Annotated in this window: 20 protein-coding genes and 2 pseudogenes; 10 read left to right on the top strand and 12 right to left on the bottom strand. The window is 62.4% G+C overall.

The features are described from left to right. Positions 1-34: 34 nt before the first annotated feature. The 6 genes from KQH60_RS11925 to KQH60_RS11950 all read right to left on the bottom strand — a co-directional run bounded on the left by KQH60_RS11925 (position 35) and on the right by KQH60_RS11950 (position 3951). The gene (locus KQH60_RS11925) at positions 35-1099 is read right to left on the bottom strand and encodes an aspartate carbamoyltransferase catalytic subunit (protein WP_237576646.1); all 1065 of its coding nucleotides are present in this window, start codon (positions 1097-1099) and stop codon (positions 35-37) included. Between the two features lie 112 nt (positions 1100-1211). Beyond that, entirely contained in the window at positions 1212-1721 is a 510-nt protein-coding gene (pyrR, locus tag KQH60_RS11930) for a bifunctional pyr operon transcriptional regulator/uracil phosphoribosyltransferase PyrR (RefSeq protein WP_237576776.1), read from the bottom strand. Positions 1722-1732: 11 nt separating this feature from the next. Next, entirely contained in the window at positions 1733-2146 is a 414-nt protein-coding gene (gene ruvX, locus KQH60_RS11935; protein ID WP_237576647.1) for a Holliday junction resolvase RuvX, read from the bottom strand. Beyond that, positions 2143-2721, bottom strand: coding sequence for a YqgE/AlgH family protein (locus tag KQH60_RS11940; protein ID WP_237576648.1), 579 nt, complete (start codon positions 2719-2721; stop codon positions 2143-2145). The genes ruvX and KQH60_RS11940 overlap by 4 nt, the downstream gene beginning before the upstream one ends. 66 nt (positions 2722-2787) lie before the next feature. After that, a complete protein-coding gene (locus tag KQH60_RS11945; protein ID WP_237576649.1) occupies positions 2788-2994 on the bottom strand; it encodes a hypothetical protein in 207 nt (68 codons plus the stop codon). 786 nt (positions 2995-3780) lie between these two features. Continuing rightward, positions 3781-3951: a rubredoxin gene (locus tag KQH60_RS11950; RefSeq protein WP_013436118.1), complete on the bottom strand. Its 171-nt coding sequence runs from the start codon at positions 3949-3951 to the stop codon at positions 3781-3783. 196 nt (positions 3952-4147) lie between these two features. Between KQH60_RS11950 and KQH60_RS11955 the strand changes: the two genes are divergently transcribed. Continuing rightward, a complete protein-coding gene (locus KQH60_RS11955) occupies positions 4148-5011 on the top strand; it encodes a hydroxymethylpyrimidine/phosphomethylpyrimidine kinase (protein WP_237576777.1) in 864 nt (287 codons plus the stop codon). Positions 5012-5206: 195 nt separating this feature from the next. Here KQH60_RS11955 and groL read toward each other — a convergent pair whose 3' ends face one another. From groL to KQH60_RS11980, 5 genes are all read right to left on the bottom strand, one after another. Next, positions 5207-6847 carry a chaperonin GroEL gene (gene groL / locus KQH60_RS11960; protein WP_237576650.1) on the bottom strand — a complete coding sequence of 547 codons (1641 nt, stop codon included), beginning with the start codon at positions 6845-6847 and terminating at the stop codon, positions 5207-5209. A 42-nt stretch (positions 6848-6889) separates the two neighbouring features. Beyond that, the gene (gene groES, locus KQH60_RS11965; protein WP_013436121.1) at positions 6890-7180 is read right to left on the bottom strand and encodes a co-chaperone GroES; all 291 of its coding nucleotides are present in this window, start codon (positions 7178-7180) and stop codon (positions 6890-6892) included. A 173-nt stretch (positions 7181-7353) separates the two neighbouring features. Next, positions 7354-9483 (bottom strand): TonB-dependent siderophore receptor, encoded by a 2130-nt coding sequence (locus KQH60_RS11970; RefSeq protein ID WP_237576651.1) that lies wholly within the window; start codon positions 9481-9483, stop codon positions 7354-7356. A 1354-nt stretch (positions 9484-10837) separates the two neighbouring features. Beyond that, a complete protein-coding gene (locus KQH60_RS11975) occupies positions 10838-11752 on the bottom strand; it encodes a glutaminase (protein WP_237576652.1) in 915 nt (304 codons plus the stop codon). A 364-nt stretch (positions 11753-12116) separates the two neighbouring features. Beyond that, a complete protein-coding gene (locus tag KQH60_RS11980; RefSeq protein WP_237576653.1) occupies positions 12117-12317 on the bottom strand; it encodes a hypothetical protein in 201 nt (66 codons plus the stop codon). A gap of 292 nt (positions 12318-12609) precedes the next feature. On the opposite strand from KQH60_RS11980, the gene KQH60_RS11985 reads away from it, so the two are divergent. The 8 genes and pseudogenes from KQH60_RS11985 to KQH60_RS12010 form a co-directional block, all read left to right on the top strand. Next, positions 12610-13374 carry a L,D-transpeptidase gene (locus KQH60_RS11985; RefSeq protein WP_237576654.1) on the top strand — a complete coding sequence of 255 codons (765 nt, stop codon included), beginning with the start codon at positions 12610-12612 and terminating at the stop codon, positions 13372-13374. A gap of 380 nt (positions 13375-13754) precedes the next feature. Further along, a pseudogene (locus tag KQH60_RS11990) lies at positions 13755-13964 on the top strand (MFS transporter); the annotation flags it as partial. 715 nt (positions 13965-14679) lie between these two features. Next, a complete protein-coding gene (locus KQH60_RS14855) occupies positions 14680-15423 on the top strand; it encodes a LysR family transcriptional regulator (RefSeq protein WP_255779120.1) in 744 nt (247 codons plus the stop codon). Then, on the top strand, positions 15356-15793 hold the full coding sequence (locus KQH60_RS14860) for a LysR substrate-binding domain-containing protein (RefSeq protein WP_255779121.1): 438 nt from the start codon (positions 15356-15358) through the stop codon (positions 15791-15793). Before KQH60_RS14855 ends, KQH60_RS14860 begins: the two co-directional genes overlap by 68 nt. A gap of 650 nt (positions 15794-16443) precedes the next feature. After that, the gene (locus KQH60_RS15085) at positions 16444-16632 is read left to right on the top strand and encodes a hypothetical protein (RefSeq protein ID WP_368669347.1); all 189 of its coding nucleotides are present in this window, start codon (positions 16444-16446) and stop codon (positions 16630-16632) included. Then, positions 16626-16862, top strand: coding sequence for a hypothetical protein (locus KQH60_RS12000; RefSeq protein WP_368669349.1), 237 nt, complete (start codon positions 16626-16628; stop codon positions 16860-16862). The genes KQH60_RS15085 and KQH60_RS12000 overlap by 7 nt, the downstream gene beginning before the upstream one ends. 100 nt (positions 16863-16962) lie before the next feature. Further along, on the top strand, positions 16963-18123 hold the full coding sequence (locus KQH60_RS12005) for an MFS transporter (protein ID WP_237576655.1): 1161 nt from the start codon (positions 16963-16965) through the stop codon (positions 18121-18123). Between the two features lie 364 nt (positions 18124-18487). Next, a pseudogene (locus tag KQH60_RS12010) lies at positions 18488-18938 on the top strand (EAL domain-containing protein); the annotation flags it as partial. Positions 18939-19250: 312 nt separating this feature from the next. Here the strand turns inward: KQH60_RS12010 and KQH60_RS12015 are convergent. After that, positions 19251-19505, bottom strand: a complete 255-nt coding sequence (locus KQH60_RS12015; RefSeq protein ID WP_237576656.1) for a hypothetical protein — start codon at positions 19503-19505, stop codon at positions 19251-19253. Positions 19506-19547: 42 nt separating this feature from the next. On the opposite strand from KQH60_RS12015, the gene KQH60_RS12020 reads away from it, so the two are divergent. After that, on the top strand, positions 19548-21380 hold the full coding sequence (locus KQH60_RS12020; RefSeq protein WP_237576657.1) for a glycoside hydrolase family 15 protein: 1833 nt from the start codon (positions 19548-19550) through the stop codon (positions 21378-21380). Positions 21381-21469: the final 89 nt, after the last annotated feature.

A 21469-nucleotide genomic window follows, 5' to 3' on the forward strand; every position in this document is an offset into this window, starting at 1 on the left:
GTTTTCGAATGCTTGCCGCTGCGTTTGCTGCGTTTCAGTCATTGTTGCCCGCGACGATGCCCATCACCGCCATGCGCACCGCGATACCGAACGTGACTTGGTTTAGGATCACGGCCTGCGGGCCGTCCGCGACGCTCGATTCGATCTCGACGCCGCGGTTCATCGGTCCCGGATGCATGACGATCGCATCGGGCTTGGCATACGCGAGCCGCTCCGACGTCAGGCCCCACGTCTTAAAGTACTCCTGCGCAGACGGCAACAGTGCGCCACTCATGCGCTCGTTCTGCAGGCGCAGCATGATGACTACGTCAACGTCGCGCAAGCCCTGCTGCATGTCGTGAAAAACCCGCACGCCGAGGTGCTCCAGCCCGCCAGGCAGCAGCGTGCGGGGCCCGATCGCACGGATCTCAGGCACACCAAGCGTGGTCAACGCGTGGATATCAGAGCGCGCGACGCGCGAATGCAGGATGTCGCCGACGATGGCCACCCGCAACTGCGTGAAGTCGCGCTTGTAGTGGCGAATCGTATACATGTCCAGCAGCCCCTGCGTCGGGTGCGCGTGGCGACCGTCTCCGGCATTGATTACATGCACGTGCGGCGCGCAGTGCTGCGCGATCAGGTACGGCGCACCGCTTTGCGCATGCCGCACGACGAACATATCCGCATGCATCGCCGATAGATTGTTGATCGTGTCTAGCAGCGACTCTCCCTTGCTCGTCGATGACGCATTGATGTTTAAATTCAGCACGTCCGCGGACAGCCGCTTCGCGGCAATCTCGAACGTCGTGCGCGTGCGCGTCGAATTCTCGAAGAACAGATTGAACACCGATTTGCCGCGCAACAATGGCACCTTCTTGACGTCGCGGTCCGTCACGCTGACGAACTGGGCCGCGGTGTCCAGGATATGCGTGAGCACCGCGCGAGGCAGGCCTTCGATCGTCAGCAGATGCTTGAGCTCGCCGTGACGGTTCAATTGCGGGTGGCCGCGCAGGAAACCCGGGCGGAATGCGGCGGATGCCGGTGCAGCGGGGCGCTGCCCGTCAGCATGCGGCGCGGCAACGCGCGTCGGTTCGGCGGGCTTTGGGGTAGCGGTATTCATGGATAACGCAGTTCAGTCATGAACGTGGTGACAGCCGCACAGCCGTCACTGGATGAAATAAGCAATGCAACGCCGGCCAACGCGGGGTACGCCCATGCGCACGGCGCCGTCGTCACGCTCGCGCTTCGATGACGAACGCCAGCGCACCGTGGCTGTCACGCCGCAGCACAAGCGTTTCGGTCTCCGGCACGTCGAGCACCGCGCCAACGAAGCGCGCAGCGATTGGCAACTCGCGGCCACCGCGATCGACCAGCACGGCCAACTCAACGCACGCCGGGCGGCCATAGTCGTACAGCTCGTTGATCGCGGCACGGATCGTGCGCCCGGTGAATAGCACGTCATCCACCAGCACGATGCGCATGCCATCGACGCCGAACGGCAACGACGTAGGCTGCGCCTGGCTGTGCAGGCCTTTTTTCGCATAGTCGTCGCGGTGCAGCGCCACATTGACTACGCCAAACGAGGCCGCGCCCAGATCTTGGGCAAGCCGCTCGGCAATCCACGCACCGCCGCTATGGATCCCCGCCAGTGCGGTCGTGCCCGAGCGTATCGCATCGCCCAGCGCAGCCTGCAACGGGTCGCGCATCGCGCGATACAACTGTTCCGCGTCAATCGACGCGATAGCGGCACTCATCATCGGCTCTCGGATCGCTGTTCGTCAAAATACTGTTGAAGGATGATGCATGCGGCCTGTGCGTCCACGATGGCACCGCGCGCGCCTGCCGCTTCGGCCTCGACTGATGAATAGCGCTCGTCGACCCAGGTCACCGGCAGGTTGAAGCGTCCATTGAGTTGGTTGCCGAAACGCCGCGCCTGGTGCGTCATCTCGTGCGGTGCGCCATCAGGATGCACTGGCAGCCCGACGACCAGCCGCAGCGGCTGCCATTGGGCGATCAATTCGCCCACCGCGGCGAAACGGTATTCGCGATTGCGGTTTGGGACAGTCGTGAGCGCCCGAGCACAGCGGGTCAGCGTGTTGCCAATCGCCACGCCGATACGCTTGTGTCCGTAGTCGAACGCGAGCAGCGTGGCCGCCGCCGTACTCATGCGTGGCCCGCCTCGCCGGAGAGCATCGTCGCCGAGATGCCCAGCAGCGCGAGCGCCGCATTGAAACGTTGCTCGGCCGGCACGTCGAACACAATCTTTGGATCCGCCTCGACACTCAGCCAGCCATTCTTCGAAATCTCGTCCTCCAGTTGCCCTGCGCCCCAGCCGGCATGCCCAAGCGTCAGCAAAAAGCGCTTGGGCCCGTTGCCATTCGCGACTGCTTCGAGCACGTCCTTCGACGTGGTCATCTCCAGCCCGCTGGGCACCGACATCGACGACGTATAGTTGCCGCTGCCGACCGGCTCATGCAGCACAAAGCCGCGCTCGGTCTGCACCGGCCCGCCGAAATAGACGGGTACGTGCAACAATGGCTCGATCTCCAGCTTCAGGTCGATGCGAGAAAACAGCGCCTGCAGGTCGATATCGGTCGGCCTGTTGATCACCAGCCCGAACGCGCCGCGCTCGCTGTGATCGCAGAGGTACACCACCGTTCCGGAAAAAGTGGGATCGGCCATGCTCGGCATGGCGATCAAGAACTGGTTGGTCAGGTTGATGCGATCAGTGGTCTTTGACATGTTTCGGATTTTAGCAAAGACCCGAGGGTCTCTAACGACTTCGACGATGGCACTTTGCCGACTCCACTATAGCCCGGCCACGCGCCAACTGCCTTTGATTGCACGGGCCAGGTCGAACAACACGGTAGCCGGATCGGACACCAGACTGCCAGCGGCAATCTGGTGCAACCGCCGCTTGCGCGCCTCGCCCGAGGTTTGCCGCACACTTGCCGGCACCACTGGCCGCCCCGAGGCATGACCCGTTGACGCAGCCAGCGTGCCTGTGCCTATCACGCAGCCAACGTGCCTATCGCGGCATGCAAACGCGTCGCCACGCTAGCCCCACCGCTGCGGCGAGGCTCGACAACCCGCCCAGGCCCAACGTCCACGCCCGCGCGCCAAGCCGATACGACGCCTACGCGGCACCCAGCGCCGCATACGCATCGGCACCGTGGAGCGAGGGCCTGCATTCGCGCCGTGGGGCGAGACCTGCATCGGCGCCATGGGAAAGGCCTGTGCCACGCCGCTGGCCTCGCCTAGTTGGTCCATTGCGGCATCGACCCGTTGCAGGAAGTCATCGAATGCGCACGCCGGATTGATCCGCGACGGGCCTATCCGGCTCGGGTCAGCGCGGGCCGGCTACCGGGCGCGCGAGCAGTAGGTAACCATGCGATCACGCGCTTGGCATGGGCCTGCGCCACATCGCTGCCAACCTGCAGCCGTTAAAACGCGCGCAGCGCACCGGCGGCCAGCCGCCACACGTTTTAAGGAGCAGAACACACTCACTCCGCGATGCAACCCTGCAACCTGCCCAGATAGCCGCCCCCATACTCAAGCAACGCCGGCGTGTCGTCGACATAGGCTCGCAGCATCGACAGCAGCGCGTGCTTATACCGCACGCCGCACGCGCAGGTGAAATCACGTATCCGGGCACGGCCTCACAGTTCGGCACCGCGCCGCCGCGCGGCTCCATCGTTGCAAGGCTGCAGCCATCGGGCAGCAGCCGGGACTTCATGGGCCCGCCAATCGATGCGCATTCGCATCGCTCGCTACCGCTGCAACGTGTCAGCGCTCGGTGGTTCAGATTTGAACCATCTCGAAATCTTCCTTCCGTGCACCGCACTCGGGACACGTCCAGTTGATCGGGACATCCTCCCAACGCGTGCCGGGCGGGATCCCTTCTTCCGGAAGACCGGCTTCTTCGTCGTAGATCCAACCGCAAATCAGGCACATCCAACTCTTGTATTCCATCTTGTTGCCGCGTCGAGCGAGTGATCCGTTACAATGAAAGACACGATGGTACCTTGTCGTCGCGTCGCTGCCTAGCAACGACTATGCAGCTTAGCAACGACTACGCTGCACGGCTGGTCGATTCGAAGCGTGTGACGCGGGTTCATGCCGCCCATGCCACGGCCATCGTCACTCCCTGTAACGCTTCATGCCCTTCATGTCCAGCGACGCCCCTCCGATCGTTCTCACCTTTGGCCTGTCAGACCCGACCGGCGCATCAGGCCTGCAGGCCGACCTGCTCACGCTGGCCAGCATTGGCTGCCATGGGGCGTCGGTGTTGACCGGCTATGCAGTGCGCGATTCGGCGGCCTCCGGCGACGTGACCGGCCTGGACCCCGAGGCGGTCGCGTCGCAGGCCCGGATGCTGCTCGAGGACATGCCAATTGCCGCTTTCAAGGTCGGCGCGACGACGCGGGCCGAAATTGTCAGCGCGATTGCCGAAGTTGTCGCAGATTATGACGATCTGCCGCTGATCCTAGTTCCGGACTTCACGCTCGACGAGCAGCACGTGCTGGCCGGCGACGAGTTGCGCGAGTCGATCGCGGAACTGCTCGCGCCGCAGACGACGGTGCTGATCGCAGACCCGACGACGCTCGTGCAATTGGCACAGCCGGATTCCGACGCCGATCCGATTACGCTCGACGGTGCTATCACTCATCTGCTCGGGCAGGGCTGCGAATACGTGCTATGCACCGACGCGCGGCCCTCGCAACTGCTTAACACGTTGTTCAGCGAAGAAGGTCAGGTTCGGCAGGATGCATGGGAGCGCGGCGGCGAGCGGCTGATCGGACTTGCCGATACACTGGGCGCCGCGCTCACGGCTCTGCTCGCCAATGGCCAGGACCCGGGCGAGGCGGTGCGTGAGGCGCAGGAGTACGTGCACCAGGCGATCCGGCACGCTTATCGACCGGGCATGGGCGGATACATGCTGGACCGCTTCTTCTGGGCCCGCACCACGGACAAAGGACAAAGTCCGCCAGCTGCGGAGCCGAACACGCCAACCGGCGCATTGCGCCATTGACCCGGCCCGCTACTGTTCACGCGGGACCCAACGCCGTGCTGTCCTGGCCGCCCTGACCAGCGATTAGCGGCAGCAGTCGGCACACTATAAAAAAACCCGCATCGCTACAACCAGTAGCGATGCGGGTTTTTTAGGGATCGGGCGAACGGCGCCCCCGACGGGGCGCCGCCCGGACTCCATCCGGCGCGAGCCGAATTACATGTCCATGCCCATGCCACCCATGCCGCCCGGCATGCCAGCCGGTGCCGGTGCGTCTTCCTTCGGCAGCTCGCACACCGCCGCATCAGTCGTCAGCAGCAGACCCGCAACGGACGCAGCGTTTTGCAGCGCGGTGCGCGTAACCTTCGTCGGATCGACCACGCCGGCCTCAACCAGATCGCCGTACTCACCGCTTGCCGCGTTGTAGCCGTAGTTGCCCTTGCCGGCCGCCACGGCCGCGACCACCACGCTCGCCTCTTCACCGCCGTTCGCCACGATCTGGCGCAGCGGCTCTTCCATCGCACGCAGCACGATCTTAATGCCGGCTTCTTGGTCGGCGTTCTCGCCCTTGACGCTGGCGATCGCCGTGCGGGCACGGATCAGCGCGACGCCACCGCCCGGCACGATGCCTTCTTCAACGGCGGCACGCGTGGCGTGCAGCGCGTCTTCGACACGCGCCTTCTTTTCCTTCATTTCGACTTCGGTGGCCGCGCCGACCTTGATTACCGCCACGCCGCCCGCGAGCTTCGCGACACGCTCTTGCAGCTTTTCGCGATCGTAATCCGACGTTGCTTCTTCGATTTGCGTGCGGATCTGCTTCACACGCGCTTCGATGTTCTTCGCTTCGCCCGCGCCGTCGATGATCGTCGTGTTTTCCTTCGCGACTTCGATCCGCTTGGCTTGGCCCAACTCCTGCAGCGTGGCCTTTTCCAGCGACAGGCCAGTTTCCTCGGCGATGACCTGGCCACCGGTCAGGATCGCGATGTCCTCGAGCATCGCCTTGCGACGATCGCCGAAGCCAGGCGCCTTGACCGCGACGGTCTTCAAGATACCGCGAATGTTGTTGACCACCAGCGTCGCGAGCGCTTCGCCTTCGACGTCTTCCGCAATGATCAGCAGCGGACGGCTGGCCTTGGCCACTTGTTCGAGCACCGGCAGCAGGTCACGGATGTTCGAAATCTTCTTGTCGTGCAGCAGCACGTACGGATTCTCGAGGACAGCGACTTGCTTGTCCGGGTTGTTGATGAAGTACGGCGACAGGTAACCACGGTCGAACTGCATGCCTTCGACCACTTCAAGTTCGTCGGCGAGCGACTTGCCGTCTTCGACGGTGATCACACCTTCCTTGCCAACCTTGTCCATCGCTTCAGCGATGCGCTCGCCGATCGACGTGTCGCTGTTGGCCGAGATCGAGCCGACTTGCGCGATTTCCTTGCTCGTCGTGCACGGCTTGCTGATCTTGCGCAACTCGTCGACTGCGGCGGCAACCGCCTTGTCGATGCCACGCTTCAGGTCCATCGGGTTCATGCCCGATGCGACATACTTCATGCCTTCACGCACGATCGATTGCGCGAGCACGGTCGCCGTCGTCGTACCGTCGCCGGCGTTGTCGCTGGTCTTGGAAGCCACTTCCTTGACCATTTGCGCGCCCATGTTCTGCAACTTGTCCTTCAGCTCGATTTCCTTTGCGACCGACACACCGTCCTTGGTCACCGTCGGGCCGCCGAAGCTGCGCTCGAGCACCACGTTGCGGCCCTTCGGACCGAGCGTCACCTTCACTGCGTTGGCGAGAATGTTCACGCCCTCAACCATCTTCGCACGGGCGGAATCGCCAAATACGACGTCTTTAGCTGCCATCTTCTAACTCCTTGAAATCTTTGGAAAGCCGAACCGCGACCGTTACTTCTGGACGACCGCCATGATGTCTTCTTCGCGCATGACGAGCAACTCTTGCCCATCGACCTTGACCGTCTGACCGGCATACTTACCGAACAACACACGGTCGCCCACCTTGACGTCGAGCGCGATCTGCGCGCCCTTGTCGTCACGCTTGCCCGGGCCAATGGCCAGGACTTCGCCCTGATCGGGCTTTTCAGCCGCTGCATCCGGGATCACGATGCCCGACGCAGTCTTGGTTTCCTGGTCCAGACGCTTGACGATGACGCGATCGTGCAAAGGACGAAGGTTCATACACACTCCTTTTGTATTTCAGGCTGAAGAACGCTTGTTTAACGTTGGCGCCCGGCAAGCCAGGCACCCTGGCGGCACGGGTTGTTAGCACTCACGTGCAGCGAGTGCTAATTATATGGACGGGTGAAGACTATTTCAAGAACCCTAATTTTCCCTGGAGCACAGCATCGCGCTTACAGATGCCACTTGACCGTGGCCGTCAGCGTACGGGGTTCGCCAGGCAGGTTGAACATATCAGCATTGCCATGCGCCGAGATGAAATAGCGGCGATCGAACAAATTGTCTAGCGTCAGCGTCACATCCATTTTCTTACTGCGATAGCCAGCGCCCAAATTGAATACAGTAAACGACGGCAGCGCGACCTGATTGCTCGCCGATGCGTAGCGCGCCGATTGGAACTGTGCGCCGGCGGCCGCGTAAAAGCCGTAGGGCAGCTCGCGCTTGAGCCACAGGCTCGCGCTATGGCGCGGCATCAGTCCCGGCGTGTTGCGGGCCAGCGCCAACCCAGCCGCCGTCGACTGCGGCGAGCCGTCAACCGTGCCGTTCAAATACGCATAACCGGCGTAGACGGACCACTTCGGTGCGATTTCGCCGGAAAAGCCCAGCTCCAAGCCCCGTACGTGCTGAGTGCCGATCGGCAGCGCATATCCAGGGTTGGCCGGATCGCCGATTTGCTGGTTCGTCTGCCGCATGTCGAACAGCGCAACGGTAGCCGTCGCCTTGCCACCGAGGTCGAACTTCGAACCGACTTCGTATGCGGTGGTCTTTTGCGGCGCCAGCGCTGCACCATTGGCAAACGTACCCGAACTGATCAACGTATCCGCAAGCGGCGAGAAAGACTGGCTGAACGAGCCATACAGCGTCAGCCACTCGAGCGGCTCGTAGATCAGTCCGACGCGCGGACTCCACGCGCGGTCGGTACGCGCAAGATTCACGTTGGACGACGTGTAGTCGTGGCGAATCTGATCCAAATAGTCAAAGCGCAGGCCGGCGAGCAGCTTCCACTGCGGTGTCAATGTCATGAGATCCTGTGCATACACGCCGGCCAGGCCAACGACCGTCGCAGCATTCGTGCGTGCCGGCCTCCCGGCCGGCACGCCGGGTAAATCGATCAGCTGTGGATGGAGCAGATTGTACGTTGCCACTTTCGATACGCCATAGATCGTGTCGAATTTCTGCTGCTGCGACAGTTCGATCCCATACAACAGTTCGTGGCGCAGGCCAAGCAGCGTCGTTTGCTGCGTCAGCTCCAATACACCATCAACGCCATGCTCGCTCCGCTGACGCGTCGTCTGGTCGAGCGTGACGCTTGGACGCACAGCCGCCTGGATCGGCTGGAACGTGACATAGTTCTTCCGCTCCAGTGAGAAATCATAGGCACGCAGCGCGCCGTGGAAGGCTAACGAATTACTGAAACGGTGATCAAGCGACACCGTTGTGCTTTTTGCCAAGACGTCATTGTATGAGCTGTTCGCCGCATCGGCAGAGCCGTAGTAAGTGTTGATCGGCACTTCGACCGGCCGCCCCATATAGGCAGGCAAACCCTGATCGGACGTTCGGCGATCGTGTAGGTAGTCGAACTCGACATTCACTACCGTATCCGGACTCAGCTTGAATTGCGCCGAAGGCGCGACTGTTTGGCGGTTCAACGCGAATTGATCGCGAAAACTACGTGAATTCTCAGCAGCGCCGGTGATCCGGAAGCGGGCCGCATCGTTCGCGTTCCAGCCCATGTCGATTTCACCGCGACGCTCGCCACGCGTACCCAGCATCACGCCGATATCCTGCACTGGCTCGGCCTGTGGCCGCTTCAGCACACGATTGACGATGCCCCCTGCCGAGCCACGCCCGTACAGTACCGCTGCCGGTCCTTTTAAAACCTCGATCCGCTGTACATTGGATAAGTCGCGATAGTACATCGCGTCGTCGCGTAGGCCGTCGACATACTGGTCCGTGAGGCTGTTAAAGCCACGGATCGTGATTTGGTCGCGCTGGCCATCGCCAACAGAAAAACCGACTCCCGGCACGTTGCGCAACGTGTCTTGCATCGATACCGCATTCTGGTCATCGATCATCGCACGTGGCACGACGTTGACGGTCTGCGGCACCTCCATCAGAAGCATGTCCGTCTTAGTCCCGGTACGCGAACGGCTTGCATCGTATGATCCGTGCTCGGCTGGCGCGCTAACCGCAATCGTGGGCAGCACGGGCTGCGCAACCCCGTTCTGTGCAAAACTCGGCTTGACGCTGACGAATAAAGTGGTGATCAGCAGAGAGCGATAAGTCTTTTTGTTACGCGTCATGGAAAAGTATACGTACGAGTTGCGGCGAAAAGGCGCGCTAGAGCCCTCGTCCGGGCAGCGCGGGCACTTGGAACGGGGTACGAACACCCATAATTATAATGATAATCATTTGCATTATTAATCACAATAGCATGGCAGGCACGACGCGCCGTTACGCACTCACGACAACCCGTATCGTAATCACACACGTCACCCACAGCACCGCAACGATGCACGTCGAGCCTTTTATGCGGCTCGTCGCGGTACGACCCTAGCCGATTAACGACCTTAGGCTGACATGCCACTAGACACGTCGATGCGAGGCTAATCAGTACAATGCCACCGGCTGCCGTCGTACCTGAGAAGTATCAGCGGAAGGCACCCTCCAGAACACCGGATGCGCGATACGTGCGCGGATCGCACGACGCGGCACCGAGTGCGTACAAGGCCAGCGATAGAACGTCATCAATGCCTTCCGTCGAAACGAAACTATATATAACGGGCTGGCCACGACAGGGCGCAGCGCCTGCGCCCCGCTGCGGCACTTGCTAGAGCAGAGCGACCAGCATATTGAGCCATGCGCACAGCGGCGCGTCCAGGCCAGGCGTGTGCACTCATGCTGCGCAGATGTGGACGTGCCGCGAGATTGGCCGCCCCGAATCCATTACGCCATGCAGATCCGATCCCGACTGTTTCGACGCACGTGCATGATGATCGTGGCGAGTTTGCTCGCTCCCGGCCGGAGTCTTCTACGAGCGCTTCTTCAACCTGGTTGACCACTTCCTGAAGATCGATCCGCGATTGCACGGCCGGGCTGCCGCCAAGGCCGCCCAGAAGGAACCGGTTGCGCCGCTGCCCGAACCCGCCGCCACTCCAGCCGACGCCCCGCTCAAGATGAGCACGTCCGTGGTGCCGACTCCGTCGGCCATGCCATTGCGGGCCCGTTCGGCCAGCACAGGCGTCGACGCGGCTGCCGCGTCGGCTGAAGCAACACAAAAACTCGCGCCAGCATCAGGCTCTACCGCGGCGTCGGACGCCGTCGCAGTCCCGGCTTCCAACGAGGGTGCCCGTCCCGCTCAAGCGCCAACCTCTACATCCATGCCGGCGCCAGTATCGACCCGGGCCTCGGTGTCCCCCGTAATGTCTAACACGGCACCCGCGTCGGCGTCGGCTCCGGCACCCTCATCGCCCTTGGCGCCCTCCTCTCAAGCATCAGCATCCGCTCCGGCGCCAAGCTCCACGGTGGCAACGGCTGCCCCGCCATCCTTATAGGTCATCGCAGTATCAGCGCCGCCCGAAACGTACCGGCGATCCAACGCGATGCATTCCCGCTGCCGCAGCATGAGCGCCGCCCGCGCCAGGCCTGCGCGACGCGTCAAAATATCGACCGTCCGCTGAGCGTCGTCAGCCACTCGAGCGCTTGCATGCCGGCCAGTGAATTGCCGTTCGCGTCCAGTGCAGGGGACCACACGCAGATGCCGAGCTCCCCTGGCAATACTGCAACAATGCCGCCACCAACGCCGCTCTTGGCGGGCAATCCGACGCGGTAGACGAAGTCCCCGGCAGCATCGTACGTACCGCAGGTGAGCATCAATGCGCTCAATCGTTTCGCCGGGCTCGCGCCGAGCACGCGCTCGCCACTGTGCGGCACCACGCCACCGTTGGCCAGGAATAAAACCGCCCTGGCCAGGTCGACACAGTTCATTTCGATAGCGCACTGCCGGCAATACGCGTCGATCACAGTGTCCACTGACATCTGCAGGTTACCAAAGCTCTTCATGAAATGCGCCATCGCGCGATTTCGGTCCGAATGCGCGAGTTCCGATTCCGCGACATGGGCGCTGTAGTCAATATCCGAGCGCCCGGCCAGACGACGCATGAATTGCACGAGCGCTGTTTCCGCCTGGACGAAACGTCGGCACAGCACGTCAGTGACAACCAAGGCGCCTGCATTGATGAAGGGGTTACGCGGCACCCCGTTCTCATGCTCGAGTTGCACCAGTGAATTGAACGCATTGCCCGAGGGTTCCCGGCCGACGCGTTGCCACAACGCATCACCTTGCAACTGGAAGGCCAGGGTGCACGCGAACAATTTCGAGATGCTCTGGATCGAGAATGGAAACCAAGCGTCGCCGACGCAGAAGACCTCGTCTCGCAACGTGACGATTGCCATGCCGAAATGCGACGGATCGACCTTGGCAAGCTCGGGAATATAGTCCGCGACGCGGCCTTTGCCGAGCCACGGCGTGACGTCGTGCTGGATTTTATGAAGGATCGCCTGATAGTCCATTGCGGCAGGCCGTCGGAGATCGCGGGACCGCGATTCTATCGGGGCCGCGCACTGCTGTCGAGCCACTGTCGAGTGCGCCATACGCAATGCACACGTAGACGTCATCGACGAGACCTGTGCGGACTTGCCGGGGTGGTCCATCGCTGCCTATATCGGCATTCGGGCTGACGTCGGCCACGTCTGCGCCGCCGCTGCGTTCCGGCACCTTGGGATTGGGCGCCGCCGCGTACCTAGCGGCACGCCGGCAGGTAACGCGAACTCCGACGGTGCGGCACGGTCTATCGGCGATGCAAAAAACACACCATCCATCCCCTATTCACCATCGATCAACGCACAACGCACAGCTCCCGGCTTGCGGCCGCGCTCAGTTCGACTGCGCTTCAGTCAGATTGCCACACGGCCGTATGCTCGCGCTCGCATGGATTGCGCTGACGCTTTGGACACCGATGCCGGCGGTGAGCTCATCACAGCAGTCCGACGCAAGCGTCGGCGCAACGGCGGCCGAACCTGCGTCGTGGCCGAGATCGGCCGCGCCATCGACCGTCGAAACAGTCAAATCGATCATCGAAGTAGCGTCCATACCTGTCGCATCGCCCGCCCCCAGCTCATCGGCTGCCCCGAACTCATCGGCTGGCCCGGGCTCATCGGCTGCCTCCAACTCATCCGCCGCCTTAGGCTCACCCTCGGCCTCGGGTCAACCAACTGCCCCAAGGCAATCGTCTGCCATTGGCTCGTCCTCAATGCCGGCTCCAGTGCAAACGCCGGCTCCGTCACCCGCGCGGCCACCGGTCCAACCTACGGCCTCGGCCACCCACGCGCCGCCGCCCGCTCCCCCCATCCTGCCACGCTATACCCCTGTGCCCTCCGCGCTCGATTATCGAAAACTGTATGCGCAGACTGTCGACCTCACCCTATCGGTACCCGCCGCTGCCCAAGCGCACTATGGACAACTGCTGCAGAACGCGCTCAGCCAAGCCGGCTTGCCCGACGTGGCAAGCGAATTCGTCGCCGTCGTGGACTGCAATCCGTTCGTACAAGCATTTATGCTGATGTGGCGTCAAGCGTCGTCGGACCCTTGGCAGGTGATCGGTGCATCGCCTATTTCCACCGGCATGCCGGGTCGCTATGACCATTTCATCACGCCACTCGGGGTGTTCCGGCATACTCCGGACAACATGGACTTTCGCGCCGAAGGCACGTTGAACGACAATGGCATTCGCGGCTATGGCGCGCGCGACCAGCGAATCTACGACCTCGGATGGACGCAGGCACAGCGTGGCTGGGGTCATCGTGCAACGAGCCAGATGCGGCTGCAAATGCACGCTACCGATCCCGAGCGGCTCGAATCGCTACTCGGCATGCGGCACTCGAAAGGCTGTATCCGAATCCCGGGCACGCTTAATACGTTTCTGGATCACTACGGCATACTGGACGCTGACTATGAGACGCGCATTCGGGAAGGCCACCTCCTGTGGGTGCTTAAGCCGGATCGCGAGGCATCGCGCTGGGCCGGGCGCTATATCGTGATCGTCGATGGCGGTGCAACACAGCGTCCGACGTGGTCGCCAGCGCCGCGCGGCCCCAAGGTCAAGCATGGTGCGCGGATCGACACCGCTGACTGATAGGACCCGCATCCAATAGCGGCCTGACGCACGCCGGCGGTGGCACGCTATCATCACTGCGATGCCGGCGCGGCGGCCTCCCAATGGCGACAGCATGCCCCCGCGAAACCCTAACGAGCGCCCTCGAGAATACCGCCCGACCGCCCCGGCGAACGCAATCGCCTGCAAGCACTCCGCTTTCTCGCCCGCTACGTGCATGTGTATCGTGGCACCAGCGGGTCGTCACCGTATCGCCGATACTCGTGATCCGCGCGTTGGCGGTGTGGGCGGCGATCCGCTTGGTGCAACCCGCGCCCCTGACACGAGCACGATGACTATGAGCCCCGCCGGCAGTACGTTCTGGACGCGTACGATCGTGCATCGACCGGTGGTACGGTACGCTCATGCCAGCAGCCAACTGCGGGGCGGCGTTGTCCGCCTATTGCGTGTTCCTTGATTTGTCGCTGGGCATCACCGAACCTTCAGCTGGACTGATCGCCGGCAACTTCGAGTATGAATCAGTCTATTTGTTTGCCGCGGTCGCCGCCATGCCAAGTATTGTATGGCACGTACCCGCAAAATACATTGGAGCGCGTCGCCGGTCTAGCTGAACAGCTTCGAGGAACGCCGGCTCCATCGCGCCAGCAGAAAACAAGACTGAAACAATATAGCAAAAAACTTTCCAATTGACACGAATATCGAAATCAAAAAACTAAAACGACCGAACATACCAATACAATATTCCCCAAAAATGCATGACCGCTGTATCTTTAGACTCCAGCAATCCTGCAGCACAAGGCCACCGATATAAGTCGAAACAAAGCGAGGCGTTATAGGCGCAAACTGTTTTCCGACCGTGGCCAATCGTCGGCTGCATCACGATAAAGTAGTCAAGCCGGGCGAGCCGGTGAAGATATTCATCTTAGGCGTCTGCCAATGGCGGTGTATGCAGACGGTTACTCATTGAATGCAACAACGGAACACAATTGCGCGTGCCTGTTGACGCTTTTGAAATAGCTTGCACAAAACGCCGAGGTTGCCTCCACCCCGTGTACGGGAACGCGGCTGCATGAAAGTGCCGCGATACTGGGGGGGATAACGTGATATCGGAGTGCATTACGCGCTGAGGGTACGTCCACGCGTTGATGCAATCCGCATACGAATTGTCGATTTTTGTCGCGCCCCGTTTGCTTGGGCTGCGCAATCCTCTATAAACTGTGTGAGATCCCGAATGGATTTCCCCAACGGAACACCGAAGGCCGGGCAACTTTAATATGGGAAAAACAATCGGCTGTCAAACATAATTTTCTCGACCACGAGCTCAGAATGAATCAGATCCAGGCCATGCGCGTGTTCACCCGGGTCGCGGAAACACAGAGTTTTCGGCGCGCGGCACAGCAACTGAATGTCTCCAATGCCCTGGTCACGCGTTCGATCGCGACATTGGAAGCCCACCTGAACACGCGGCTCATCAATCGCACGACACGCAATGTGTCGTTGACGGAGGCAGGATACGTTTACCTACAGGGTTGTCGTCGACTGCTCGAGGAACTTGACTTCATCGAAGCAACCGTGGTCAACGGTGACGACGAGCCTCGTGGCACGTTGCGCGTCGCCGCTTCGGCATCGCTTGGCGACGAATTAATCGGACTGGCCGAAGGGTTCCGCCAGCGTCATACGCGAATCCGCTTACACGTCACACTAGGTGACCAGGCCGTGGACGCGCTCGGCGACAGCTACGACGTTGGCCTGGTGCAAGCCACGGTGGCACCGGGCAATGGACTCTCCTGCCAGGTCCTGAGTTCTTGCGCGTCGTTGATCGTCGCCTCGCCGGCTTACCTGCTCGAGCACGCCGCGCCGCAAGCGCCGAATGACCTGCCTGCGCTGTCGTTGCTGGCGCAATCGCACAGTGACCGCAGCCGGCTTTGGCACCTGCGCGATGCGCATGGCACCGAATCAGTTAGCGATGCCCGAGCCGGTCTACGTGGTCAACAACGCGCAGATGCTACGCGCCGCGGCTGTCGGCGGCATGGGCATCGCGTTGCTGCCGCAGCACGTGGTCGAGCGTGACATGGCCAGCGGCAAGCTGGTCCAGCTATTGCCCGACTGCGAGATCCTGGACAGCAAGACGACGCTGTCCGTGGTCTACCCGGAGCGGCAATACATGGCGGCCAAGACACGCGCATTCGTCGAGTTTGTCTGCGCACACTACGGCCAGGCTGGCGACAGTGGCTATGACGCCGAGCAAGCCTGCCATGCATCGCAGCGCGACATCGGCTGCGGCACGTCAGAACGACAGCACCCGGCCGATGCGATGGTCACACGCGACAATGCGAGCGGCTCGATCAGCAGCACGAAGAGCCCGCACGCCACGGCGCAACCGGCATCGCGTCCAGCGGCGCCATGGCCTTTTGCGACGGGGGAATGGCGCGTCAGTTGACCGGCGACGCCTGCGGCCGGACGCGGACCGCGTCCGGCACACCATGTCGCCGCGTCAATCCGTGTCACCCTGCGATAGACATTCGTCGGCGTCACCATGATAACCGCGGTACTCGGCCAGCGCATCGGCTTCGCGTTCAGGCCAGGGTACGGGTCGGCACCCCCGGCGGCAAACCTCCGCCTGTCACGATCGAATCCGCGGTGTCCTGGCAACGGCACGAGCCCAATATTTGGAGCCAGAGGCAGTGCAGATACGAATTCGCGAGCAGCGAGAGCGATGGCCATCGAATACGGTGACATGAGTGCGCGTGCGGCGGGCATCGCACCTTTCCTGTCCGGCCCGCGCCTGGCCACCCGCGGCACCGTTGAAAAACGGCATACACCTTTCCTTTCTTGTGGTATCTGCCGGCTCCGCCGCCCATTGTGGCTTTCGCACAAAACGGCCATCGCGATCGACGGCGTCCGGCAGCAGGGTTTTCCCGGATACAGTAAGATGGCGCTTCACGGCCTGCGTGCACGCACATCCCGCGCGCCCCGAACCACGGTTCCCCACCACGAAGCCTGCCCATGCCCTTGCCGCTCGTTGCCCCCGCCATTGCCGCCTTCGGCATCGGTACCACCGAGTTCGTGATCATGGGATGACTGCCGGACGTGGCGCGCGACCTGCGCGTATCGATTCCGACCGCTGGCATGCTGGTGTCTGGATACGCGCTGGTCGGCGTTGCGTGTGCGCTGGCGGTTTTCTCGTTCACAATCAAGCTTTCAGCGGCGGCCATCGCCACCGTGTTCGTCTGGGGTAACCTGTCCTTCGCCGTGTGGTACCGCCGGTTTAGATGCTGATCGTCGAACGGGCGAGCGCGGCCCCCAACCTCGCTTCGACGTTGAACCAGGGAGCGTTCAACCTTGGCAATGCGAGCGGCGCATGGCTGGGCGGCGCCACGATTGGCGTGGGCTGGCCACTATGTTGGCTGCCCTACGTGGGCACCGCGATCGCGCTCGGTGCACTTGGACTGGCAGCTTGGCCCTACAGTGTGGAGCAGCATGCGCCGGCCTGCTTGACACGCTTTTGAGCACCTAGACAAGCCGCGCCGCCTGGTGCGATCACCCGCAGGCGCGGCGTCACGACAACGGGTCCGCCGCCATGGGTGCGCCGGCCCCATAATATTACGAATGAAAGTTATCTTTACACGCGACTTCTTCGCGTTGATCGCCAGCGTTGCCGTTGTTGGTTTAGGCATCGGCGCCACGCTGCCGCTGACCGCCCTGGCGTTAATGCAGGCCGGCTATGGCTCGCACGTGATCGGCATGCTGACCGCCGCCCAGGCGGGCGGCGGTATCGCGATTGTGCCATTCGCGTCGCGCATCACGTCGCGTATCGGCGCGCGGCGCGCCATCATCGGCACGGTGTGGATAACGTCGATCGCGACGCTGGCAATGCAATTGACGGTCAACCTCGTTGCCTGGACGCTCCTGAGGGCGATTGCTGGCGCCGCGTTGATGCTGCTGTTCACGATCACCGAGGCCTGGGTAAACCAGCTCGCCGACGATCGATCGCGTGGGCGCATCGTCGCGCTGTACGCGACCAATTTCACACTGTTCCAAATGGCTGGTCCGCTACTGGTCCGCATGATCGCCGACTACCCGGAATGGCGTTTTGCATTGTGCGGCGCGATCTTCCTGCTGGCGCTGCCGGGCCTGTGGATGATGCGCATCGCCCGCGACATCGGCCCGGCCGACGACGAACCCCATGGCGCCTGGCAAACGGTATTACCACGCATGCCAGCACTGGTGGTCGGTGCGGGCTTTTTTGCGCTATTCGATACACTAGCTTTGTCGCTGCTGCCGTTGTTCGCGATTCATCATGGCGTCGCAACGGAAGTGGCCGTCGTGTTCGGCTCCGCGATCCTGCTTGGCGATACGGTGTGCGCGTTTGCCCTTGGATGGCTGGCCGATCACATCGGTCGAGCGCGCGTGCACTTGGGCGCCGCGCTGGTCGTGGCGCTGCTGCTGCCGACATTGCCGATGATCGCCGCGCAGCCATGGCTGCGCTGGCCTGTGCTGATCGTGCTCGGCGCAGCTGCGGGCGGGGTTTACACGTTGTCGCTGGCGGCGATTGGTGAACGTTTTCGCGGCCCGGCGCTGGTCACCGCCAGTTCGTTGATCGGCGCATCGTGGAGCGTGGCGAGTTGCTTTGGGCCGATGATTGCTGGCGCGCTGATGCGCACGATCAGCCCCGACGCGCTGGTCGGCGTGTTGTTCGCCGGCGTCGTCATGTTCATCTGTGCGCATCTGTGGGAACAACGCGCTGCGCAGGCCGCGACGCAAGATTAAAAAAGCGCCGGTGAACCGCCCGATTTGCCAGCCCGAGCAGAAGCCCCCGGTATCCGCGACCTTCGAGTGCCCGGCGCGCCGGCGCGCGACCGGCGGCATGCCGCTCGGCGCGGCCGCGTCAGTCAATCTTCAACGCCGGCAGCACCGTGCTACTAACTAAAACGGCCGAAACCGATCCGGTACCCGTCGCCCTGGCACTATCCGATCAGAACCAGGTCATCGCCGTCATCGAGAAAAGTGCGCGTCGAGCCGTCCGCCCACTTCAACGGCTCGCTGAACCCCCGTGACGCACAGCGTCACCTGCAAGTTTAGGTCGACACCACGGAGGCCGGACGCGCGCAGGTACAGCAACAAGGGTTGCGGCGGCCTGCTGTTCCTGAACGTGCACGAACGGTTATTGAAGAGCGTCAAGTACGACCACGGACGCCATTTCTCGACCGTGCTCGTGTCGCTCGGCTTAAATCCGGCGCGTGTGGTCATCGAGCTGCCGGAGGCGGCCGTTGCGCATCGCACGTTTCTTGGCCACTTGACAAAAAGCTACTAAAGCTATGGCTTCAAGGTCGCGGGCAACCTGCCCAATGCCGGTCAGATCCTGTTAGTCAGTGTCGGACATGGCGCGGCTGGACTTCATCACGATGAACTCGGGCTCGGCGTTGCGCGATGCAGTGGTCAAGCCACGGGTGAGCTACGCCAGCCGGCGGAAGATTCCGCTGATCTTCACGCACGTTATGGACGAGGCGCAGTTCGAGTTGCTACAGCAATACGATGTGCGGTACGTACAAGGCCCGGTGTTTGACTCGGTCGGCTCAATCTAGCGGACCGTGCGGGCCCCATCTATCCGATGTCGCACAGCCGGGGCATCGCCCCCCTCAGTGACGGGCACAGCGATGAGTATACGCCGAGCAGTTGGACATAGCACGCACGCCGCGCGGGGTCCGGCACGGCGCGCGCGCAGCGTAACCCTGCCACCCATCGAGTTGTCGCGCATCCACACCCGGCGCCCAGGCCAGCGAGCCATGCCGCACCAAGCGCAGTCTCGACTTCCTGCTCGATCGTGACGACCGGATAGCCGGTCACATCGGCGATGATCCGCCTGCATCAGTTTGAATGCTTGCGCATTGCGCCGCTCACGGCAGGCACGGCGTATCGAAATAGGCGCGACGTATCGGGAGGTTGCGCCCGGGCGTGCCGCGCGATATTGCGCGCTCACGCGTGGCCAGCAGCGCCTTCGTGCTCGGTGCGTTGCGTTCCGCATCGCGAATCGTGCGTGTCGATTTCGCAACCGACGTGCGTTCAACCTTGCGCGACACCGCGGGGCTGGCGCAGACTGCACGCTGCGCGCCGTGCACGGTGCGGCCATAGTTGAGCCACGCGCCGTGCACGCGCCTGCTTCATCCCAACTTAGAACGCCGAGGTATTTCGCGATGATCCCGTTCTCCACCGAGTCATCCCCGACGCTCCCCCTGCGTGCCGCCCCTCATCGCTCGCTCGATGTCGGCGTCATCGGCAATTGCGCGTTCAGCGCGCTGATCGACAAGATGGGCTGCGTCGTCTGGAGCTGCTTGCCGCGCTTTGATGGCGATCCGGTCTTCAATGCACTCATCGACACCTCGGACTACGCTGGCCTGTGGAGCATCGAACTCGAGAACTATGTGCATGGCGAGCAGTTCTACGAGCCGAACACCGCGGTGCTGCGCACGCGCCTGTACGACACGAACGGGCAGGGTATCGAGATCACCGACTTCGCGCCGCGCTTTTACTCGCGCGGGCGTTATTTCCGCCCCACGACGATGGTGCGCCGCGTGAAGCCGCTGCAAGGCGCGGTGCGCGTCACGGTACGGCTGCGTCCGCGTTTTGACTGGGGCCGGCTGCCACCGACGATCACGCACGGCAGCCACCACATCCGCTATGTCGGCCCCGCGCAAACGCTGCGGCTCACGACCGACGCGCCGTTGTCCTACATCGTCGCGGAACAGCAGTTCCTGCTCGATCGCGAGGCCAACTTCATCCTCGGGCCGGACGAGACGCTGGCCACGGGCATCGAGAACACCGCGCGCGATTTCGAGCAGGACACGATCCAATACTGGCGCACATGGACCGGCCGGCTCGCGATACCGCTGGAGTGGCAGGACGCAGTGATTCGCGCGGCGATTACGCTGAAGCTGTCACTATTCGAGGATACCGGCGCGATCATCGCCGCGATGACCACCAGCATCCCGGAGGCGCCGAACAGCAGCCGCAACTGGGACTACCGCTATTGCTGGCTGCGCGATGCATTTTTCGTCGTGCGTGCGCTGAACAGTCTGTCCGAAGTCGGCACGATGGAGGACTACCTGCGCTGGCTGCGCAACATCGTGCTGCGCTCCAAGGGCGGACATATTAAACCGCTGTACGGCATCGGCCTGGAAGCGTCGCTGCCAGAGTCAATCATCGAGCATCTGGGCGGATACCGCGACCACGCGCCGGTGCGCGTGGGCAACCAGGCGCACGAGCACTTCCAGCATGATGTGTACGGCAACATCATCCTGGGGGCGACACAGGCTTTCCATGACCGGCGCCTAATACGCCCGGCCGGCCTGTTCGAGTTCGAGCACCTGGAGGCCGTCGGCGAGAATGCCTACCGAATCTATACGAAGCCGGATGCCGGCATGTGGGAGCTACGCTCGCGCGCGCGCATCCATACGTCGTCGGTACTCATGAACTGGGCCGCTTGCGACCGGCTCGCAAAGATCGCGCATACGCTCGGGCTGCCCGAGCGCGAGATGCTGTGGCGCGGGCGCGCCGACGCGATCCGCGAATATCTGCTGAATAACGCGTGGAACGAGGCACGCGGCGCGTTTACCGAAAGTGTCGGTGGCCAGGACCTGGACGCGAGCGTGCTGCTCATGGCCGAAGTCAACATGATCGACCCGAAGGATCCCCGCTTCGTATCCACTGTCGATGCGCTCGAGCGCTCGCTGTGCGATGGGCCCTACATGCGGCGCTATGAAGCACCGGACGACTTCGGCAAGCCGGAAACCGCGTTCAACATCTGCACATTCTGGCGCATCGACGCGCTGGCCAGGATCGGCCGTCGTGAAGAGGCGCGCGCGATCTTCGAAGCGATGCTGGCGGCGCGCAACCATCTCGGATTGCTATCAGAAGACACGCATCCGGTCACCGGCGAGATGTGGGGCAACTTCCCGCAGACCTACTCAATGGTCGGTATCATCAACTGCGCGATGCGGCTTTCCGCGCCGTGGGATTCGGTCATCTGAGCGAAGCGCTTACCCTATTGGCGGCGCCCACCGTTCAGGAAGACCAATCTTCGTAGTTTGACGGCTAAACCGCCGATTTCATCGGCGGT

This window comes from Mycetohabitans sp. B8 (genome assembly GCF_021991875.1).
In the GTDB taxonomy this organism is placed as follows: Bacteria; Pseudomonadota; Gammaproteobacteria; order Burkholderiales; family Burkholderiaceae; genus Mycetohabitans.

What these genes read in the sequence shown, in the direction of transcription:
- KQH60_RS11925 (WP_237576646.1), bottom strand. Translation starts at nt 1,099, where the DNA reads ATGAATACCGCTACCCCAAAGCCCGCCGAACCGACGCGCGTTGCCGCG.
- ruvX (WP_237576647.1), bottom strand. Translation starts at nt 2,146, where the DNA reads ATGAGTACGGCGGCGGCCACGCTGCTCGCGTTCGACTACGGACACAAG.
- KQH60_RS11940 (WP_237576648.1), bottom strand. Translation starts at nt 2,721, where the DNA reads ATGTCAAAGACCACTGATCGCATCAACCTGACCAACCAGTTCTTGATC.
- KQH60_RS11950 (WP_013436118.1), bottom strand. Translation starts at nt 3,951, where the DNA reads ATGGAATACAAGAGTTGGATGTGCCTGATTTGCGGTTGGATCTACGAC.
- KQH60_RS11955 (WP_237576777.1), top strand. Translation starts at nt 4,148, where the DNA reads ATGTCCAGCGACGCCCCTCCGATCGTTCTCACCTTTGGCCTGTCAGAC.
- groL (WP_237576650.1), bottom strand. Translation starts at nt 6,847, where the DNA reads ATGGCAGCTAAAGACGTCGTATTTGGCGATTCCGCCCGTGCGAAGATG.
- groES (WP_013436121.1), bottom strand. Translation starts at nt 7,180, where the DNA reads ATGAACCTTCGTCCTTTGCACGATCGCGTCATCGTCAAGCGTCTGGAC.
- KQH60_RS11970 (WP_237576651.1), bottom strand. Translation starts at nt 9,483, where the DNA reads ATGACGCGTAACAAAAAGACTTATCGCTCTCTGCTGATCACCACTTTA.
- KQH60_RS11975 (WP_237576652.1), bottom strand. Translation starts at nt 11,752, where the DNA reads ATGGACTATCAGGCGATCCTTCATAAAATCCAGCACGACGTCACGCCG.
- KQH60_RS11980 (WP_237576653.1), bottom strand. Translation starts at nt 12,317, where the DNA reads ATGATCGATTTGACTGTTTCGACGGTCGATGGCGCGGCCGATCTCGGC.
- KQH60_RS14855 (WP_255779120.1), top strand. Translation starts at nt 14,680, where the DNA reads ATGAATCAGATCCAGGCCATGCGCGTGTTCACCCGGGTCGCGGAAACA.
- KQH60_RS14860 (WP_255779121.1), top strand. Translation starts at nt 15,356, where the DNA reads ATGCTACGCGCCGCGGCTGTCGGCGGCATGGGCATCGCGTTGCTGCCG.
- KQH60_RS12000 (WP_368669349.1), top strand. Translation starts at nt 16,626, where the DNA reads ATGCTGATCGTCGAACGGGCGAGCGCGGCCCCCAACCTCGCTTCGACG.
- KQH60_RS12005 (WP_237576655.1), top strand. Translation starts at nt 16,963, where the DNA reads ATGAAAGTTATCTTTACACGCGACTTCTTCGCGTTGATCGCCAGCGTT.
- KQH60_RS12020 (WP_237576657.1), top strand. Translation starts at nt 19,548, where the DNA reads ATGATCCCGTTCTCCACCGAGTCATCCCCGACGCTCCCCCTGCGTGCC.